The sequence below is a fragment of the Pandoraea sp. E26 genome (assembly GCF_000681415.1).
Taxonomy (GTDB): domain Bacteria; phylum Pseudomonadota; class Gammaproteobacteria; order Burkholderiales; family Burkholderiaceae; genus Pandoraea; species Pandoraea pnomenusa.
Genome location: NZ_AYXJ01000009.1, coordinates 316,383 through 333,495, shown reverse-complemented (window position 1 = coordinate 333,495; position 17,113 = coordinate 316,383). Strand labels below are relative to the sequence as shown.

Below are 17,113 nucleotides of genomic sequence, written 5' to 3'. Positions count from 1 at the left end.
CGGGCGATTCCGAAAACGCGACGCCGGGAAAGGAAGATCAGAATTTGCGCAGCCGCACAAAACCGGCAAAAGGCGAGACTTTGAAGCTCATTTGGTTTCTTCAGTACGCCGAAGCGCACGAGCCGTGACGTGGCGTCAACGATGCGATGAATCTTGGTAAATTCAACAACCCGCATGAGCCGGCCGGCGCCGGGCGGTGCGAAGTGCGCGGCATGCAGGCGCGAGGCGCCGAGAGGCACGCCCTCCCGGATCCCGACACGTTTCGGCTGGCGCTGGTGCACGAATTGCGCGCGCCGCTCCAGGTGCTTCAGGGCCATCTCGATGCGCTGCGGGCGGAGGCGTCGGTGCCGGTGGCACCGGAAGGCGGCAGCCACACCGTCGAGGGCGTCGATGAGGGTGGCGCGCTGCGGCGCTCGCGCCTGAACGCCATGGGCAGCATGCTTCGCGTGGCGGCCGGTGTGGTGGACGACGTGCTGCAATTGCGGTGCCTCGGGGACGGCGGGGCGGACCTGCCGCTTCAGGCGTCGGATTTCGAGATTCGTGCCTGTCTGGACGAGGAAATCCATGCGTTCGGCGAGATCGCCCGGCGCAAGGGGCTTGCGCTGGACTGCGACATTGCGGATGACGTTCCGTCAACGGTGACAGGGGACGCCGTGCGGCTGCGTCAGATCGTGCGCACGCTGGTCGACAACGCGCTGAAATTCACGCTCTGCGGCGGCGTGGCGGCGACCGTGTCATGGCGGGCGGGCGCCCCCGACGACCCCGGCAGCACAGGTGGAACGGGCAGCACCGGCGCGCCCGTCGGATCGCCGCTATCCGGCTGGCTGACCGTTCGCGTCAGCGACACGGGGCCCGGTATTCCCGCGGGCATGGAGAACGAGGTGTTCGCCGCGTTTGCCCGGGGCGACCGAGCGGTGCCGGGTTCGGGGCTTGGATTGTGGATCGCACGGCAATGGGCGAATCGCATGGGCGGGGCCTTGTACGTGGAACCGTCGACGACGGGTGCCCGGTTCCGGTTGTCCGTGCCGTTGGCCACGCCACGCGTGGCGCCCGCACGGACTCCGAGGCCCGCACCGGTCGATATGGCGCCCGCGCCCGTGAACGTGCGTCCGGGGTTGCACGCGCTCGTGGTCGACGATCATGCGATGAATCGTGCCGTTCTGGCCGACCAGCTGGCGTCGCTCGGTTGCCGCGTCGAGCGCGCGCAGGACCTGACGCAGGCGTTGCTGCAATGGGTGTCGCACGAGATCGACGTGGTGCTCACGGACGTGCACCTTGGCGGCGCCTGCGGACTGACGCTCGCGAAGACCCTTCAGGCGCTGGCGCCGGTGCTCGGCCGTCGACCGCCCGTGGTGTTTGCCGTGACGGGATCGATCATTGCCGCGCGCGCGGCCCGTGAGGCCGGCATCGATGCCGTGCTGACGAAGCCGGTGTCGTGCGCGAAGCTGGGGCGGGTGCTTGCGCTGCGGTGGCCCCGTGAGACGGGGGAATGGTCTGCGTCGCCAATGCCCGTGGCGTTGCCGGCGGTGCGGCGGGCGCCCTTGTCCGAGGATCCATGCGCCCGTCGTCTGATGCGTGACGAGATGGCGAAGGATCTGGCGCGCTTTCGGCGTCTGATGGGCCGCCGTCGCCGGGAGGACCTGGATGCGGCGCAGGCGTTGCTCCATCGCATGCGTGGCGCCTGCCGCATGTTCGGCGATCCGGCGTTGACCGCGCGCTGCGACCGGTTGAGCGCGAAGCTGGCGGATTGCAGGCGTCTATCGGCCGATGGCGGGGATCAGAGGTAGCGACACACCGCGAGGTAATGGCAGGCAGTACCGCCGATGGCGAACAGATGCCAGACGAAATGCCCGAACTTGATGTGGCCGTCGAGGGAATAGAAGACGGCGCCGATCGTGTAGGCGGCGCCGCCCGCGTAGAGCCATCCGGCACCGGGCCCCGGAATCGCGGCCAGCACGGGGCCGGCGACCAGTACCGCCATCCAGCCGAGCCCGATATAGAGCAACGTCGAGACGAGCGGCCGGTCGAGCAGGCCGAACGCTTTCGCAAGCAGGCCGGCGATCGCCATGGTCCATACCCCGGTGAGCAGGGGCAACCCCCACGGATCGTTCAGGATCTTGAGCGTGAAGGGCGTGTACGTGCCTGCGATGAACAGGAAGATGGCGCAGTGGTCGACGCGCATGAACAGCCGCTTCGCACGTCCGTCCGGCAGCCCGTGATAGAGCGCCGACGCCAGGTAGACGACAACCATCGTGGCGGCAAACACGCCCAGGCCGATTTGTTCGGCCGTGTTCGGCAACGGCAGGCGATTGGTGCCGAACAGGAAGGGAATGGCTGCAAGTGCGGCGAGGCAGGCGACGCCGTGACTGATGCTGTTGGCGAGCTCTTCGCTGCGGGTTTGTTCTCGTGCCAGCGCCTTGGCGCGGGATTCGGCGGTGAGCATGACGACGGGGGGCCTTATGCGGGATGCGTCTTGCGCCACTGGCGAACGGCCTCGAGCGTGTTGGCGACGTGTTTGTCGGGATTGAGACTGACGTAGCTGTAGATCACCTTGCCGTCGGGTGCGATCACGTAGGACACGCGATTGGCATAGTCCGGCTTGAGCGAGAGCACGGCGTCGTAGGCGCGCATGATGTGCTGATTCGTGTCGGCGGCCACGGCGAACTTGCTGCGGCACTCGGATACGGAGAATTTGTTGAGCGTGTCGATGTTGTCGTGCGACACGCCGATTACCGTCGCGCCGAGCGACTTGAAGGTGTCGGTGGCTTCGGCGAAATCATGCGCTTCGATGGTACAGCCCTGAGTGAACGCGGCCGGATAGAAGTACAGCACGACGGGGCCTTTCTTCAGGGCGTCGGCCAGCGAGAAGGTGAAGACCTTGCCGCCCAGCGAGGCTTGCGCCGAAAAGTCGGGTGCGGGCGAACCGTTCTTGAGTGCCGCGTGGGCGGGGATGAAGCACCAGGCCGTGACGCCGATAATCGCGGCGGCGGCCGTCAGTCCGAACCAACGTTTCATGCGAGGCTCCCGGAGTGGATGCTTAAGGATAGAGGCTTGCGCGCACCCTGTCCAACGTGGCCCTTGCGCCGGGCGCGCCGTCCGCACCCGCGCACAGACGGCCCCGTCGACGCGTCTGACGCTGGCAACACCGATGCGCCCGCGAAATTACGACGCCGCGGAGACACCGCCCGTGTGACCCTCGCCGATCGGCAGGACGGTGGTCGACTTGATCTGCGAGAGGGCAATCATCGAGTTCACCTCCTGGACCATCGGCAGTTGCGAGAGGCGCTCGAAGAAAAATCGCTCATAGGCATCGACGTCGCGCGTGACGATGCGCAGCAGGAAGTCGACATTGCCCATGAGCACATGGCATTCGAGTACCTCCGGGAACGCCTGGATCGCCTTCGAGAACTCCGGCAGGGCGTTGCGGTTGTGGCCTGCGAGCTTCACGTGCGCGAAGAGCATCACGTTCAGGCCGACTTTCTTCCGGTCAACCAGCGCCACCCGACGCTCGATCACGCCTTCCGCGTCCAGGCGGTCGATTCGCCGCCAACATTGCGACTGCGATAACCCGATTCGCTCGCCGATTTGTGCCGCCGAAAGCGAGGCATCTTCCTGCAGGATTGCGAGAATTTTTTCGTCAAATTCGTCGAGTTGCATGATTTATTCCTTAGTGCGGCAATATTTGAATGAATCATGTGAAATTGGTGGGGATTTGTCAACGATACGCGAAGCATTTACCGACGGGTTTCCGTAAGCTTGAGCTTCATAAGGCGCATTTGCCGCAACAATCCGTCGTTGTCTGGCGGAATCCGCAGGAACACAAGACATCATGAAACTCGATCTGACGCTGCCCGCCAGCGAAACCGCAACCGGGGCCGTTGCCCAGCCCGTCGCCCCGCTGTCCGCCAAGGGCGCTGATCTGATTGCGCGCACACTGGTCGAGATTGGCGTGCAGACCGTGTTCTGCTACCCGGGCGGCGCGAACCTGGAGATGCTCGACGCGCTCTCGCGCGTGGCCATCACGCTGGTGCGCACCGAACATGAGCAGGGTTCGGTCTTCGGTGCGCAGGGTTATGCGCGCGCCACCGGCAAGCTCGGCGTTTGCCTGGCCACCTCGGGCCCCGGCGCGACCAATCTCGTGACGGGTATCGCAGACGCCGCAAGCGACTCCGTACCGGTGCTCGCGATCACGGGCAACGTGGCCACGCATTGGCTTGGCAAGAACGCGTTTCAGGAGGTGGACATCGTCGCCATCACCCGACCGGTGACGAAGCTGGCGCGCCAGGTGCGCGAGGCGCGCGACATTCCGGCCGCCATCCGCGAGGCGGCCGCCTGCGCGCTGGCCGGGCGTCCTGGTCCGGTGCTGCTCGATTTTCCGAAGGACATCCAGCAGGCCCGTCCCGATCAGCCGACGGACAAGCGCTTCACGGTTCCCGCGCCCGCCGGCATGAGCGACGAGACGGCGCAGCGCATCGCCGCGTTGCTCGCGCAAAGCGAGCGTCCCGTCATCTATGCCGGTGGCGGGGTCATCGCCTCGGGCACCGGCGCTCAGCTCGCGGCGCTTGCCGAGGCGCTCGATTGCCCGGTCGCGCTCACGATGATGGGCCTTGGCGCCTTGCCGGATGACCATCGTCTGCTGCTGGGGCCGCTGGGCATGCATGGCGCCTATGTCGCGAACGTGGCCGTCAACGAGGCGGATCTGGTGCTGGCGCTCGGCGTGCGCTTCGACGATCGCGTCATTGGCGATCCGAGCGCGTTCGCGCGTCACGCCAAGATCGTGCATATCGATGTCGACGCCTCGGAGATCGGCAAGAACAAACCTGTGACGCTCGGCGTCCATGCCGATCTGCGAGATGCGTTTGCCGGGCTGCTGGCGCACGCGAAGCGCCGCAACGTGCCCGGTTGGCATGCGTATCTGCGCGAACGTCGCGAGGCGCACCCGCTGCGCGCGCCGACAGTGGACGCGGGCGGCAGTGCGGGCGTGCTCACCGGTGTCGACGTGATCTCGGCGCTCGCGGCGCAGCTTCCGCCCGAAGCGGTTGTCACGACAGGTGTGGGCCAGCATCAGATGTGGGCGATGCAGCACCTGCGCCTGCGCGCGCCGCGCACATTCCTGTCCAGCGCGGGCTTCGGCACGATGGGCTTCGGTCTGCCCGCGGCCATCGGCGCGAAGGTCGCGCTGCCCGACGTGCCGGTGATCGACATCGACGGCGACGGCAGCCTGAACATGTCCGTCAACGAACTGTCGACGTGCCGCCGCTACGGACTGGGGGTCAAGGTGCTGGTCATCAACAACCAGTGGCTCGGAATGGTTCGACAGTGGCAGGACATGATCTACGCGCGCAATCGCGTGGCGTCGTCATTGGTCGATCCGAACGCGCCCGACGGGGCCGACGACGGCCGTCCGTACCCTGACTTCGTGACCATCGCGGCGGGCTACGGCGTGGCGGGCGCGCGAGTCACGCGGGCCGACGAGCTGCGGGGTGCCCTGGAACGCATGCTCGCCGACCCGAGCGAGCCGTACCTGCTCGATGTGCTGGTCGCTCGCGAGGACGACGTCTATCCGATGATTCCCGCAGGCAAGACGTATCGCGACGTGGTCTTCGGGCCCGGGCAGGCAGCGGGGCCGATCGCCGCGGGCGCGTTCTGACGCGCGCCGCGCAGGCGGGGCGCGGCAGGCCGGCTGGTTTGACGACGCGCGCCGGCGACCGCCAATGTGGCGCGCATCCGCGCGCCATCCAGGCATTACCGTCCAGTGAGAATTCGACGTCTCGTCGCGAGATCGCAACGACAAAACCCGCTTCGGCGGGTTTTTTTCGTTTCCCGGACGGCCAGGAGTATCATTGCGCTCTTTCAAGAATTCTCGCCAAGGAAATCAACATGTTGACGAAGCGCCTCGTGCTGGCCGCCGCCTGTTTTCTGACGACCTTCGCCGCGGTGCCCGCAGCGCAGGCCGCTGAACCGACCTACACGGTCGGCGCCGGCGGTACGTATCGCCCGTTCGAATTCGAAACGCCGCAAAAGGAACTGGTGGGTTTCGACATCGACGTGATCAAGGCGGTCGGCAAGGCAGGCGGTTTCAACGTGAAGCTGGTCAGCACGCCGTGGGAAGGCATTTTCGCCACGCTCGATCAGGGCGATCGCGACATCATCATCTCGGGCATCACCATCACCGACAAGCGTCGTGAAATGGTCGACTTCTCGGCGCCGTACTTCCCGGCCGACCAGGTCATCATCACCGCGCCGGGCGCCAAGGTCGCGAGCCTGGCCGATCTCAAGAAGCTCCAGGTGGGCGTGGTCAATTCGAGCACGGGCGACATCGCCGTCTCGGAGGAACTGGGCCGTGCAAGCACTGCGATCCGTCGCTTCGACAACACGCCGCTCATGCTCGAAGAGCTGTATCGCGGCGGTGTCGACGCCGCCGTGGGCGACGTCGGCGTGATCAAGTTCTACATCAAGAGCCATCCGGAAAAGCCGTTCAAGCTGGTGTACGACAGCAAGTTCAAGCGCCAGTACTTCGGCATCGCCGTGAAGAAGGGCAACAAGGTGGTCCTCGACAAGATCAACACGGGCCTGAAGAAGATCGTGGCCGACGGCACCTACGCCAAGATCTACAAGCAGTGGTTCGACTCGGAAGTGCCGACGCTGCCGCAACAATAAGCAACGCGTGTAAGATTCGCGCCACGCGCGCCAAATAGCTGGCCTCTCGCGGCCCGTGAGCTGATCGTCGAGTTCCGACGTCAACCCCCGGGCCGCGAGCGTTTTTCTGCCGGGCAACCGGTTCGTTTCATTTCGTGAGAAAGGTGCTTCATGGGTGGGTTCCAGTGGAACATCATCAGCGAGTACATGCCCCTGTTCGTCGAGGGCACGCTGATGACGCTCAAGTGCACGGTGATCTGCGTGATCGCCGGTACGCTACTTGGGCTCGTGCTCGGCGTCGGCCGTCTGGCCGAGGCGCGTCACGGTTTCTACAAGTATTTCCTTCGCTACGTGGTGCAATACCCCGTACGCTTTTACGTCAGCTTTTTCCGCGGCACGCCGCTGTTCGTTCAGATTCTTCTGATTCACTTCGCGTTGATGCCCGTGCTGATCAATCCGTCCGAAGGGCTGATCGTGAGCGGCGACCTCGCGCGTGAAATTCGCTCGCAGTACGGCGCGTTCATGTCGGCGGTGCTGGCCATCTCGCTCAATGCCGGCGCCTACGTCTCCGAGATCTTCCGTGCGGGCATCCAGTCGATCGACCGCGGGCAGGCAGAGGCCGCACGCTCGCTGGGCATGACCTATATGCAGACGCTGCGCAAAGTCGTGCTGCCGCAGGCGTTTCGCCGCATGCTCCCACCGTTGGGCAACAACGCGATCGCCATTGTGAAGGACTCGTCGCTGGCGTCGGCCATCGGTCTGGCGGAGCTGGCGTACGCCGCGCGCACCGTGTCGGGCGCGTACGCGCGCTATTGGGAGCCGTACCTGACGATTTCGCTCATCTACTGGGCGATCACGCTGGTGCTCTCGGCTTTTGTTCAACATCTGGAAACGAGGTACGGCAAAGGTGATCGTCGTCAATAACCTGCAAAAGCAGTACGGCGATGCGCACGTGCTGCGCGGCATTACCTGCCGCATCGAAGAGAAGGAAGTGGTGTGCGTGATCGGCCCGTCGGGCTCGGGAAAGAGCACCTTCCTGCGCTGCCTGAACGGGCTTGAGGACGTAAGCGGCGGCGAAGTGCTCGTGAACGGCTTTCACGTGGAAGATCCGAAGACCGACATGAACGCGATGCGTGCGAGCGTCGGCATGGTGTTCCAGCGCTTCAACCTGTTTCCGCACATGTCGGTGCTCGAGAACCTGATCCTGGCGCCCATGCAGGTCAACGGCATCAAGCGTGCCGAAGCCGTGACCATTGCCGAGCAACTGCTGCGAAAGGTCGGCCTGATCGACAAGATCGACGCCTTTCCGAACCAGCTCTCCGGTGGCCAGCAGCAGCGCGTGGCGATTGCCCGTGCGCTGGCCATGAAGCCGACCGTCATGCTCTTCGACGAGCCGACCTCGGCGCTCGACCCGGAACTCGTGGGCGAAGTGCTCGAGGTCATGAAGTCGCTCGCCGAAGAGGGCATGACGATGGTCGTGGTTACCCACGAAATGGGCTTTGCGCGTGAAGTCTCCGACCGCGTCTTTTTCATCGATCAGGGCGTGATCATGGAAGAGGGCAAGCCGGACCAGATATTCTCGGCCCCCAGGCACGAGCGCACGCGCGAATTTCTGCGCAAAGTTCTGTAAATCTCGCGATGACGGGGCGCGCGAAGGTATATGCGCGCGCCGCATCTGATTACAATGCGAGGGTACGCGCGTCGAGTGCCGCGAAGGCAGCGGCACACGCACCCCGCAGGCACCCTGAGCGCCCAGCCAGGATTTTTTCTCACAGGACAGTGACCCGTCCCCGGGGCCTGTCCCGCAATCGCAGATTGCATTCCGATTTCACGAGGAAGTCATGAGCCAGCCAATCGCTGTGACCCGCCAGACGTTCGACGACGTGATGGTGCCCAATTACGCTCCCGCCCAGATGGTGCCCGTGCGCGGCGAAGGCTCGCGCATGTGGGACCAGCAGGGCCGCGAGTATGTCGACTTCACCGGTGGCATCGCGGTCAATGCGCTCGGCCATGCCAATCCGGAACTCGTGAAGGTCATCGAGGAGCAGGCGCGCAAGGTCTGGCATATCGGCAATGGCTACACCAACGAGCCGGTGCTGCGTCTGGCGAAGGCGCTCACCGAAGCCACCTTTGCCGACAAGGCGTTCTTCTGCAATTCGGGACTCGAAGCGAACGAAGCCGCGCTCAAGCTCGCGCGCCGTTACGCATACGACCATGCCGCCGAGCGCGGCGGCAAGGAAAAGAGCGAGATCGTTTCGTTCTACAACTCGTTTCACGGTCGTTCGCTGTTTACCGTCAGCGTGGGCGGCCAGGCGAAGTACACCGAAGGTTTCGGCCCGATTCCGGCCGGCATCATGCATCTGCCTTACAACGACCTGCAGACCGCCGAGGCCACCATCTCGGACGCCACGGCGGCCGTGATCGTCGAACCGGTGCAGGGCGAGGGCGGCGTTCTGCCGGCGGATCCGGAGTTCCTGAAAGGTCTGCGCGCCCTGTGCGACAAGCATGGCGCGTTGCTGATCTTCGACGAAGTGCAGACGGGGGTGGGCCGCACGGGCACGCTGTACGCCTATGAACAATACGGCGTCACGCCGGACATCCTGACCACGGCGAAGGCGCTGGGCAACGGCTATCCGATCGGCGGGCTGCTGACCACCAGCAAGATCGCCGCGAGTTTCTCGCCGGGCACGCATGGCTGCACCTACGGCGGAAATCCGCTTGCCACGGCGATCGCCGGTCGCGTTCTCGAACTGATCAATACGGCTGAAATGCTCGGCGGTGTGAAGACGCGTCACGAGCACTTCGTCAAGGGCATCGAGGCGATCAATGCGCGCCACGGCGTGTTTGCGCAGGTGCGCGGCATGGGGTTGCTCATCGGCGCCGTGCTCAAGCCGGAGTTCGCCGGCCGTGCGAAGGACATCGTGGCCGAAGCCGAGAAGCAAGGGCTGATGCTACTGGTGGCGGGCGGCGACGTCGTGCGCTTCGCGCCGTCGCTGAACATTCCATTCGCCGACATCGACGCCGGCCTGGCATCGCTGGAAAAGGCGGTAGCTGCGGTCGCCGCCACGGCGAAGGCCGCCTGAGCGCGCCAGGACACCGACTCCCACTCGCGCCAGCCCGTGCCGCAAGCTCGGGACTTCGGGCCGGACCGGCGGATCGCGCCGCTCCGGCCCGTGCTTTGACGGCGTGCCTCCAGTCTTCTTCTTCGTCGGATATGTCCATGAACCGTCAATCGAAACTGGTCACGCCGACGCAGGCGCCGGACGAGGCGCCTGATCCGTCGACATCGTTGCGCGTGGTACGCCTGGCGGGGCCGGGCGATCTGCCGGCATTGTTGCAGCTTGCGACGCTGGCCGGGCCGGGGATGACGTCGTTCAAGCCCGACCGGGCGGCGCTCGAGGCCCGCCTGACGCGGGTGGCGGCAACGCTCGACGGTCGGGCGCCGACGGCCGAGCAGGGCTACCTGTTCGTGATGGAGGATGTTGCAACGGGTGGGATTACGGGAGTCTGCGGGCTGGAAGCCGCTGTCGGGCTCGACCAGCCGTTCTACACGTATCGCAAGGATACGATCGTGCACGCCAGTCGCGAGTTGAATGTGTGGTCGCGCATGCTCACGCTCTCCCTGTCGAACGACCTCACGGGATACAGCGAACTCTGCTCGTTGCTGCTGGACCCGGCCTGGCGCGGGCACGGCAACGGGGCGCTGCTGTCGAAGGCCCGTTTCCTGTTCATGGCGCAGTTCCCGGAGCGCTTCGGCACGCACGTGTGCGCCGAGTTGCGCGGCTTCTTCGACGATGACGGCCAAAGTCCGTTCTGGCAATCGCTCGGCCAGCATTTCTTCAAGATCGACTTCGACCAGGCGGACTATCTCACGTCGATCGGCAAGAAATCATTCGTGGCCGAGTTGATGCCGAAGTACCCGATCTACGTCGACTTTCTCTCGCCGCAGGCCCAGGCGGCCATTGGCGTCACGCATCGCGATACCCTGCCCGCACGTCGTCTGCTCGAGCAGGAAGGCATGCGCTCCGGCGCGCATGTCGACATCTTCGACAGCGGCCCGGTGCTCGAGGCGCGCGTGGCCGATCTGCGCGCGGCGCGCGATAGCCGGTATCCGAGTGTGAACATTGCGCAAGACGCTACCGTCGCCAATCCCGAACCCTATCTGGTGGCGCGTCTGGGGCTCGCGGAGTTCCGTGCCACGCTGGTCAATGGGCGTCCCGAGCGGCGCACGTTCACCCTCAGCCCGATGGCGGCCCAGGCGCTCGGCGTCGCGCAGGGCGAGCGCATCCAGGTGTTGCCGCTCAAGCCGCCGCGTGCCGAAGCCGTCTGAGCGATCTCAGAACTGGATCGTGGCAGTGACGGTGTCGGTGTAGACGCCCGGCAGCGGCGTCGACTGCGACGGTACCCGGGCATAGATCGGAACGAACTGGACCAGACCCGAGCCGATCCCCGTCAATTGCGACGTGCCGGACGTGCCGTCGCCCCAGATCGTCGTGCGGGCGCTGTCCAGATACAGCTGATAGTCCACGCTCGCGCCTGTGGTACCGGTCATCCGCCGCGTGCTCACGCTGCCCGAGATCCCGCCCGAGAGTGCTACGCGATACGCATCGTTGTTCGTGCACTGGATGGTCAGTTGTCCGCTGCCGCTGACATCTGTCGTCAACGTCGACTGCGAAGCAAAGGTGATATTGGTCGCCGCGATGGTGCAGTTGTTGATGACGGTCACGTTGCTCGTGAACGGCACGCCTGGGGCCGCAGTCATGGCGCTGCCGCACGCGGGGGCGGGCGCGAGCAGTGCGTAGGACGCGTATTGCAGACTGATATCCGCCGCACCGAACGTGTGTGAATACACTGTGTTGGCGTCACCGCTGGTGGGCACGGTCGTTTGCGCGGCATCGATCTTGCCGTAGAAGCTGACGTTCTGCGTCAGGGTGCCGCCCAGCGGCGGGGCTGTCATGGTGAGCGCGATCATGTTGCCGGGGCTGCTTCCCCAGGTGTTGGCGTAGGCGGCGTCGACGAAGAGGCCGAAGCGGATCGCATTTGCGGCGTTGGTGAGGGTGAGCGGCGGCACGGCGTTCAACGCCAGGCATGCCTTGACGTTAGGGTTGGCGCCGAGCAAAGGCCAGGTGCATGTCACCGGAATCGTGCCGGTGGCGTTGAGCGCTGCGCCGGAAATCGGGCTGAACGCGGTGAAGGCGAGCGACGGTGTGCCGACGGAGCACGTCTGCGCCGAGGCGTTCGCGGTGATCAACGCGACGGCCGCCGCCAATGTCCGGCAGCCTCGCGCGGGTGTCCCGGGCGTCACGACGGCGCCTCTATGGTGGGCGCGCGGGGACGTCCCGGGCGCCGCTCGGCAAGCGTGCCGAACGCCACGCACTCGAGGGGGCCGATGCGCGCAATGTTGCCGTTGGGCGACTCGGACCATTCGAACGACGCGCGGCATCGCTGTGAACCGTCATGCGCCTCGAGCGTATTGCGCATGCCGAGATCGTCGACGAAGACTTCGCCGTCGTAGCCCACGATCGTGACGAATCCGCTTTGTACATGACGCACGGCGGTGCCGGGGCGAAGGGGCTGTCCCGTCGACCCGACGAGGGTGACCAGTGCGGCGCGATATCGCCGCACGGGAAAGCGCACCAGCACGCCGCTGCCCGATTGCGGCGCGATGCGGCGTTCTGTCGTCGTGACTTCCAGGTCGGCGGGCAGGTGCATGGGGTCGATGCCGATCCGCGTGGCTTCGTAGCCGCTCAGGTCCGGCACGAGATAGTAGCCGCGCGCGTCCGTTCGACCGACGCGCACCGATTCGCGCAACACCGGTACGCCCGCCTGACCGTCGGCGCTCACGAGTGCGAAGGCGTCGTAAGCGTGTCGCGTCGCATGCACACCGTGGTCCATGACCACGAGCGCGCCGGTCACGCCAATGCCGGTGCCTGTCTCGCGTCCCACCCTTTGCACCAGAGCGGATATCTGACCGTGCCGGCCGAGGTATTGCAGTTCGCCCTGTGCCGTGTGGCGCGAGAAGGCCCGCCCCGCGAGCACCTGCCACCCCCAGCCGCCTTGATAGTCGGGCGTTCGGCTCGCGCCTGCCCAGGTTTGCGTGCCGCCACCCTGGCTGGTCATCGAGGCGCTGCCCAATGCATTGCCGCCGAGCAGCACGCTGAGCATGGCGAACACCCCGTGCACCCCGCGACGTGCGAAGTCGCGAAAGCCGCCCAGCGATATCATGCCGCGCGTGCCCGCTGGGAGCGTCAGGCTCGCCGACAGCACGCGCGTGGCCGGCTGGCGCCGCATGCGCTGGGCGAACCAGGCGAGCGAGGCGGTGCTGCCGCGACCAAGCGGGAGCGAGAGGCTCACGCGGTCGCTTGCACGCGGCACGGGCGTGCCGTCGAGCGACGCGATGTCGCGATAGTGCCCGATGGCGCGAACCATGCGGGCGTCGACGCTCAGGTATCGAGACAGATACTGATAGCCCGCACTCCATTGCGCGCCGGCACCGCGCCCGCTGGACGCCGCGACCGACACGCCGGCGACCCCGGCGTGTCCCAGCGCGGCGAGCGCGCCCACGCCACCCAGCGCGAGACGGCGGCCTGCCTGTAACTGGGCCTCCACGGTCACCGTGTCGCTCGCGCCGTAGCGCGCGGCGATCGATGCGACGGGATCGCCCCGATACGAGAACGAGCGGATGCCGTAAGCCTCGCGCGGCCAGCCGGCTTCCACGGAAAAGCTCGAAAGTCCGCGGGCGAGCAAACGCGGATCGATGTATAGCGGCACTGTGGTGATTTGCTCACGCCCAAGCGCATCTCGGGTGACCACGCTTGCCTGGAGGTCGCCGGTTAGGCCGGGGGCCTCCTGAATGACGAAAGGGCCCGGCGGTACGCGTGCCCCCATGCGTCGCACGCCGTCCAGATACAGGTCCACCGACGATGGCACGACGGCGCTGCCGCGCAACGCCGGTACGGGAAACGTGACGAGATCCGGTCGCAGACTGAAATTTCGCCGCCATTGCATCCCCGCGATGCGCAGCGATCGCGTCCATGACAGCGAGCCCGTGATCAGATCGCCGGCCGTCCAGCTCGCCAGACGCGCCGGATCGTCATGCTGCCACCAGGTGTCGTATCGGCGGTAGCCGCGCCGCCAGCGCGAATGCTCGGTCACGCCGGTCTGCCGCAGCGTGCCGCCCGGCCAGAAGCCGCGAAACTCGCTCCATACGGAGGCACGCGTGAACCGGTCGCGCTGCACGTAGCCGTCGTAATTGACGACGACCCCGGTGCCCGCCGTCGCGCGGATCGGCGCCGGTGCCGGAGCGCCCAGCGTGTACGGGGCGAGCCACTTGTCGTCCACCGTCAGCTCGAGTGTCTGCGTGGGCGCATCGTAGGCGTAACGAATGCCGCGCAGGGCGTCGAGCGCGACTTCGGTCACGTCCTGCGTCGATAGTTCCGGCGAGTTCAGTCCCAACGCCCGAAGGTCGCCCGCGCGCACGAACCAGCGTCCCCGTCGGCGCACGAAGGGCGCGATCAGCCCGGTGGGCTCGCCGTTGACGACTACCGCGAGCACGTAGGGGCCGTCGAGTCGCGCGGGACGCGGCGCGTTCGACGCGCGCGCCGGGGCCGCAGATGGCGGCGCCGACTGTGCCGGTAGAGTCGACGAAATCGTGGATGTCGCTGGCGTCGATGGCGTCGATGGCATCGATGAAGTGGATGAAAACGAGGCGTTCGAGGAGATCGAGGAAGTTGATGAGGTCGGCGAATTCAGTGTTGCGGTGGATACGGCGTCGTCGAACCCAGATGCCACGGGCAGGCGCGTCGGCGGCCCGGGGTCGTCGGCGATGCGATGCGCGGATGCCGCGTGCACGTCCGTCGCCCGGCCCAGCCATGCGAGGGCCGTCACGATCGCGGCAATGGTCATTGCCACGGCCGCCCTCCGGGTGGGCAGGGACGGGGCCGCGAGGCCGGCGGGGCGCGCGGCGTGGTGAATGCCCCTAGCGCGTGCCATCCGACGCTTCGTCAGCGGCAAAGCGCATCGGGACGGCATCGATGCGAGACTCGACCGTAAATGGCGCGATGGGCGGCGAACCCGAAGGCCAGCGCACGGCAAAGCGCCGCGTTTGTCCCGCGAGCACGTAGCCGAGCAAGCCATGCGCGAGCTCCACGCTGCGCCCGGTCGCATCGCGCACTCGCGTCGCGCCAAGTTGCGCATGCCGCGCGCCGTCGTTGCGCACCGCCAATTGCCGTCGCGCGATGTCGAGATCGAAGTGCAGCTCGGGGCTGTGCTCGCGACTTGCCTGAACGAACACCGGCACCGAGTAGCGCAACCGGATGGACACGCCTTCACCTGGAGGCAATCCGACCGGCGGCAATTCGTCGACCAGCAGCCGGTAGCTTTGCTCCCGTTGCGCGGGGCCGCGCGCCGCGCGTACGAGTCGCACGATCTGCCGCTCGCCGGGTTCGATGCGGATGATTGGCGGGCTGGCGATGAGCGCACGCGTGGGTGTGAGCACGTTTTCGCCGTTGCGCTGGGCCCAGGCGTACAACCGCAACTGACCGTGGATCGGCAGTTCGCCGGAGTTGCCCAACGTGAGCGTGGTGGCTGGCTGCGAAGGCAACAGGTTGACGATGACCGGCGAGACTTGCAATGTGGCGCCATGTCCGTCGGGCACGCCGAGCGTGAGCAGCGCGACGAAGGCGCCGCGGCATGCACGGGCGGCGTGGCGGTGCGAGGCAAGTCTCGACGGGTGCATGATCGTCCCCGCGATTCAGAAGTAGACGGTCGCCGTGACCGTGGACGAATAGACGTCGGGTTCGGGCATGGTCGCCGAGAGCGTGGCCTGGCCATAGACGGTATAGGTCTTCGCCACGCCGCTGCCCGAATCGCTCAACGTGTTCGATCCCTGTGTATTTCCCCACGGCGTGGCATAGGCCGCGTCCTGGTACAGGCCGAACGGAATCGTCGTGGCGTTGCCGGTGATCGTGCCCGCGAGCAGACGATTGGTTTCGGTCGAGTTCGGCACGGTGCCCGCGTTCAGGCCGATGTTGTAGCCTGTGGACGCCGTGCAGACGACCGTGAGCGACGACGTGCTCGCGACGGGTCCGGTTGCCGATCCCTGCACGGCGTTGAACGTCATCGGCGTGGCGGCGATCGTGCATCCGGGCAGGATCGTCAGTTGCACGCGCATCTGAGCCGTCGCCGACCCGTTGGTGTATACGGCTGCCCGGGCCGGCCCGCTTTGGCTCAACATGCCAACGACGGCGCACAGGGCGAGACACAACAAGGAACGATTCATCGTCATTCTCCTTAGTATTCCTATTCGTTGGTGCGGCGGTGACGGTATCCGACTACGTAATGGATGGCAGAACGGACGGCAAAAGGTCACGCTTCTTTTGCACGTTTTTTGCGTAGTTTAGGAGGGCATTGGGCTGAAATGTCTTCGCGGCCAATGCTTTCGGAATAGTCCCATGCTGTGCGGGAGAGCATGCTGGCTGACCGAGATGGACATACGCGCAAAGCGCATGTCGGTGGGGCCCGCAATGCGCATGGAACGCCGCGGGGGGGCGATGCGGGGCGATCCGGGCGCACACCGGCGTTGGGCGCGGGGCGGCGCCGATCGGGAGATCGGGCAGGGAGCCGTCCTGCGTTTTGGGGGAGAAAAATCGCGCCGGGATGATGTCAATCAAAAGGCGTGCCAGCGGCACGAGGCAACGTGTAATTTTCACTTGATCTTGCGACGACGCAGTCTCTAGAATGACTTCTTGTCGCATATCGGACGCCATTCACGCCATACGTGTGATAGGCGGCCCGTTGGACGTGTTCGCTACCTGCGGATATTTCTCGAGAGGGATGCCATGCTCAGACTTCTGTCGAAATACTGGTGGTTGCTGGTGCTGCGTGGAGTACTGGCCGTTGCCTTCGGGGTCGCGGCGTTTGCCTTGCCCGGCGTGACGATCGCGGTGCTGGTGCTGTGTTTCGGCGCGTTTTCGTTTGTCGATGGTGTCTTCTCCCTGGCCGGTGCGTGGAGCGCGCAAGGAACATGCCGACTGGTGGCTGCCGTTGCTGCAAGGCATTGCGGGCATCGTGATCGGCGTGCTCACCTATCTCAACCCGGCGTTGACCGCCGTGGCGTTGCTTATCTATATCGTGGCCTGGAGTTTTGTCACCGGCGTTTTGCAGGTGGCTGCCGGAATCGCGCTGCGTCGCGAGATTCAGGGCGAACTGTGGGTCATTCTCTCCGGTGTGTTCAGCATTCTGTTTGCCATCTTCATCATGTGGCAGCCCGGCGCGGGTGCGCTTGCGCTGATCTGGGCGATCGGATCGTGGGCCATCGTCTGGGGCGCACTGCTCGTGATGGCCGGTTTCAGGCTGCGGGGCGCCGCGCATGGCGCTTCGCGAACGCCCGCAGGATCGTTGCGGTCCTGAGCATCCCTAACCATGTCCCGACCGGAAATGCCGGGACGCGTTCTTTTTCTTTCGTCCGCAAGGG

Annotated in this window: 16 protein-coding genes and 1 pseudogene; 10 read left to right on the top strand and 7 right to left on the bottom strand. The window is 65.7% G+C overall.

What is annotated here, in order from left to right:
* Positions 1-146 precede the first annotated feature (146 nt).
* The gene (locus tag W930_RS0106980; RefSeq protein ID WP_023874495.1) at positions 147-1,787 is read left to right on the top strand and encodes an ATP-binding protein; all 1,641 of its coding nucleotides are present in this window, start codon (positions 147-149) and stop codon (positions 1,785-1,787) included.
* On the opposite strand, the gene W930_RS0106975 is transcribed toward W930_RS0106980, so the two are convergent.
* From W930_RS0106975 to W930_RS26500, 3 genes are all read right to left on the bottom strand, one after another.
* Positions 1,778-2,443, bottom strand: coding sequence for a hemolysin III family protein (locus W930_RS0106975; RefSeq protein ID WP_023595781.1), 666 nt, complete (start codon positions 2,441-2,443; stop codon positions 1,778-1,780). The two genes, W930_RS0106980 and W930_RS0106975, sit on opposite strands and share 10 nt — an antisense overlap.
* A gap of 14 nt (positions 2,444-2,457) precedes the next feature.
* Positions 2,458-3,015, bottom strand: coding sequence for a peroxiredoxin (locus W930_RS0106970; protein ID WP_023595782.1), 558 nt, complete (start codon positions 3,013-3,015; stop codon positions 2,458-2,460).
* Positions 3,016-3,162: 147 nt separating this feature from the next.
* Positions 3,163-3,657 carry an Lrp/AsnC family transcriptional regulator gene (locus tag W930_RS26500; protein ID WP_023595783.1) on the bottom strand — a complete coding sequence of 165 codons (495 nt, stop codon included), beginning with the start codon at positions 3,655-3,657 and terminating at the stop codon, positions 3,163-3,165.
* 172 nt (positions 3,658-3,829) lie between these two features.
* Between W930_RS26500 and ilvB the strand changes: the two genes are divergently transcribed.
* The 6 genes from ilvB to astA all read left to right on the top strand — a co-directional run bounded on the left by ilvB (position 3,830) and on the right by astA (position 10,969).
* Positions 3,830-5,650, top strand: coding sequence for a biosynthetic-type acetolactate synthase large subunit (ilvB, locus tag W930_RS0106960; protein ID WP_023595784.1), 1,821 nt, complete (start codon positions 3,830-3,832; stop codon positions 5,648-5,650).
* Positions 5,651-5,880: 230 nt separating this feature from the next.
* Complete coding sequence (locus W930_RS0106955) at positions 5,881-6,660, top strand: basic amino acid ABC transporter substrate-binding protein (protein ID WP_023595785.1); 780 nt, start codon at positions 5,881-5,883, stop codon at positions 6,658-6,660.
* 150 nt (positions 6,661-6,810) lie between these two features.
* Entirely contained in the window at positions 6,811-7,563 is a 753-nt protein-coding gene (locus tag W930_RS0106950) for an amino acid ABC transporter permease (protein ID WP_023595786.1), read from the top strand.
* Entirely contained in the window at positions 7,547-8,269 is a 723-nt protein-coding gene (locus tag W930_RS0106945; RefSeq protein ID WP_023595787.1) for an amino acid ABC transporter ATP-binding protein, read from the top strand. Before W930_RS0106950 ends, W930_RS0106945 begins: the two co-directional genes overlap by 17 nt.
* Positions 8,270-8,480: 211 nt before the next feature.
* Positions 8,481-9,722, top strand: a complete 1,242-nt coding sequence (locus W930_RS0106940; RefSeq protein ID WP_023595788.1) for an aspartate aminotransferase family protein — start codon at positions 8,481-8,483, stop codon at positions 9,720-9,722.
* 206 nt (positions 9,723-9,928) lie between these two features.
* A complete protein-coding gene (gene astA / locus W930_RS0106935; protein WP_023874494.1) occupies positions 9,929-10,969 on the top strand; it encodes an arginine N-succinyltransferase in 1,041 nt (346 codons plus the stop codon).
* A 6-nt stretch (positions 10,970-10,975) separates the two neighbouring features.
* On the opposite strand, the gene W930_RS30035 is transcribed toward astA, so the two are convergent.
* On the bottom strand, positions 10,976-11,890 hold the full coding sequence (locus W930_RS30035) for a spore coat protein U domain-containing protein (RefSeq protein ID WP_051399270.1): 915 nt from the start codon (positions 11,888-11,890) through the stop codon (positions 10,976-10,978).
* 50 nt (positions 11,891-11,940) lie between these two features.
* Positions 11,941-14,193 carry a fimbria/pilus outer membrane usher protein gene (locus tag W930_RS26495; protein WP_023595791.1) on the bottom strand — a complete coding sequence of 751 codons (2,253 nt, stop codon included), beginning with the start codon at positions 14,191-14,193 and terminating at the stop codon, positions 11,941-11,943.
* 97 nt (positions 14,194-14,290) lie between these two features.
* On the opposite strand from W930_RS26495, the gene W930_RS30395 reads away from it, so the two are divergent.
* A complete protein-coding gene (locus W930_RS30395) occupies positions 14,291-14,611 on the top strand; it encodes a hypothetical protein (RefSeq protein WP_023874490.1) in 321 nt (106 codons plus the stop codon).
* A gap of 6 nt (positions 14,612-14,617) precedes the next feature.
* Here the strand turns inward: W930_RS30395 and W930_RS26490 are convergent, their stop codons facing one another.
* Both W930_RS26490 and W930_RS0106910 read right to left on the bottom strand, forming a co-directional pair.
* Positions 14,618-15,376 (bottom strand): molecular chaperone, encoded by a 759-nt coding sequence (locus tag W930_RS26490; RefSeq protein WP_023874488.1) that lies wholly within the window; start codon positions 15,374-15,376, stop codon positions 14,618-14,620.
* 15 nt (positions 15,377-15,391) lie between these two features.
* The gene (locus W930_RS0106910) at positions 15,392-15,919 is read right to left on the bottom strand and encodes a spore coat U domain-containing protein (protein WP_023595794.1); all 528 of its coding nucleotides are present in this window, start codon (positions 15,917-15,919) and stop codon (positions 15,392-15,394) included.
* 559 nt (positions 15,920-16,478) lie between these two features.
* On the opposite strand from W930_RS0106910, the pseudogene W930_RS30755 reads away from it, so the two are divergent.
* Together W930_RS30755 and W930_RS26485 are read left to right on the top strand one after the other, a co-directional pair.
* Positions 16,479-16,601 (top strand): annotated as a pseudogene (locus W930_RS30755) (HdeD family acid-resistance protein); the annotation flags it as partial.
* A gap of 19 nt (positions 16,602-16,620) precedes the next feature.
* Positions 16,621-17,049, top strand: a complete 429-nt coding sequence (locus W930_RS26485; RefSeq protein WP_051610636.1) for an HdeD family acid-resistance protein — start codon at positions 16,621-16,623, stop codon at positions 17,047-17,049.
* Positions 17,050-17,113 lie beyond the last annotated feature (64 nt).

Bases quoted from the DNA above. Each gene is read 5' to 3' on its own strand.
- ilvB (WP_023595784.1), top strand. From the start codon at position 3,830: ATGAAACTCGATCTGACGCTGCCCGCCAGCGAAACCGCAACCGGGGCC.
- W930_RS26500 (WP_023595783.1), bottom strand. From the start codon at position 3,657: ATGCAACTCGACGAATTTGACGAAAAAATTCTCGCAATCCTGCAGGAA.
- W930_RS0106950 (WP_023595786.1), top strand. From the start codon at position 6,811: ATGGGTGGGTTCCAGTGGAACATCATCAGCGAGTACATGCCCCTGTTC.
- W930_RS0106980 (WP_023874495.1), top strand. From the start codon at position 147: ATGAATCTTGGTAAATTCAACAACCCGCATGAGCCGGCCGGCGCCGGG.
- W930_RS26485 (WP_051610636.1), top strand. From the start codon at position 16,621: ATGGTGTCTTCTCCCTGGCCGGTGCGTGGAGCGCGCAAGGAACATGCC.
- W930_RS0106940 (WP_023595788.1), top strand. From the start codon at position 8,481: ATGAGCCAGCCAATCGCTGTGACCCGCCAGACGTTCGACGACGTGATG.
- W930_RS0106970 (WP_023595782.1), bottom strand. From the start codon at position 3,015: ATGAAACGTTGGTTCGGACTGACGGCCGCCGCCGCGATTATCGGCGTC.
- W930_RS0106910 (WP_023595794.1), bottom strand. From the start codon at position 15,919: ATGAATCGTTCCTTGTTGTGTCTCGCCCTGTGCGCCGTCGTTGGCATG.
- W930_RS26490 (WP_023874488.1), bottom strand. From the start codon at position 15,376: ATGCACCCGTCGAGACTTGCCTCGCACCGCCACGCCGCCCGTGCATGC.
- W930_RS0106975 (WP_023595781.1), bottom strand. From the start codon at position 2,443: ATGCTCACCGCCGAATCCCGCGCCAAGGCGCTGGCACGAGAACAAACC.
- W930_RS0106955 (WP_023595785.1), top strand. From the start codon at position 5,881: ATGTTGACGAAGCGCCTCGTGCTGGCCGCCGCCTGTTTTCTGACGACC.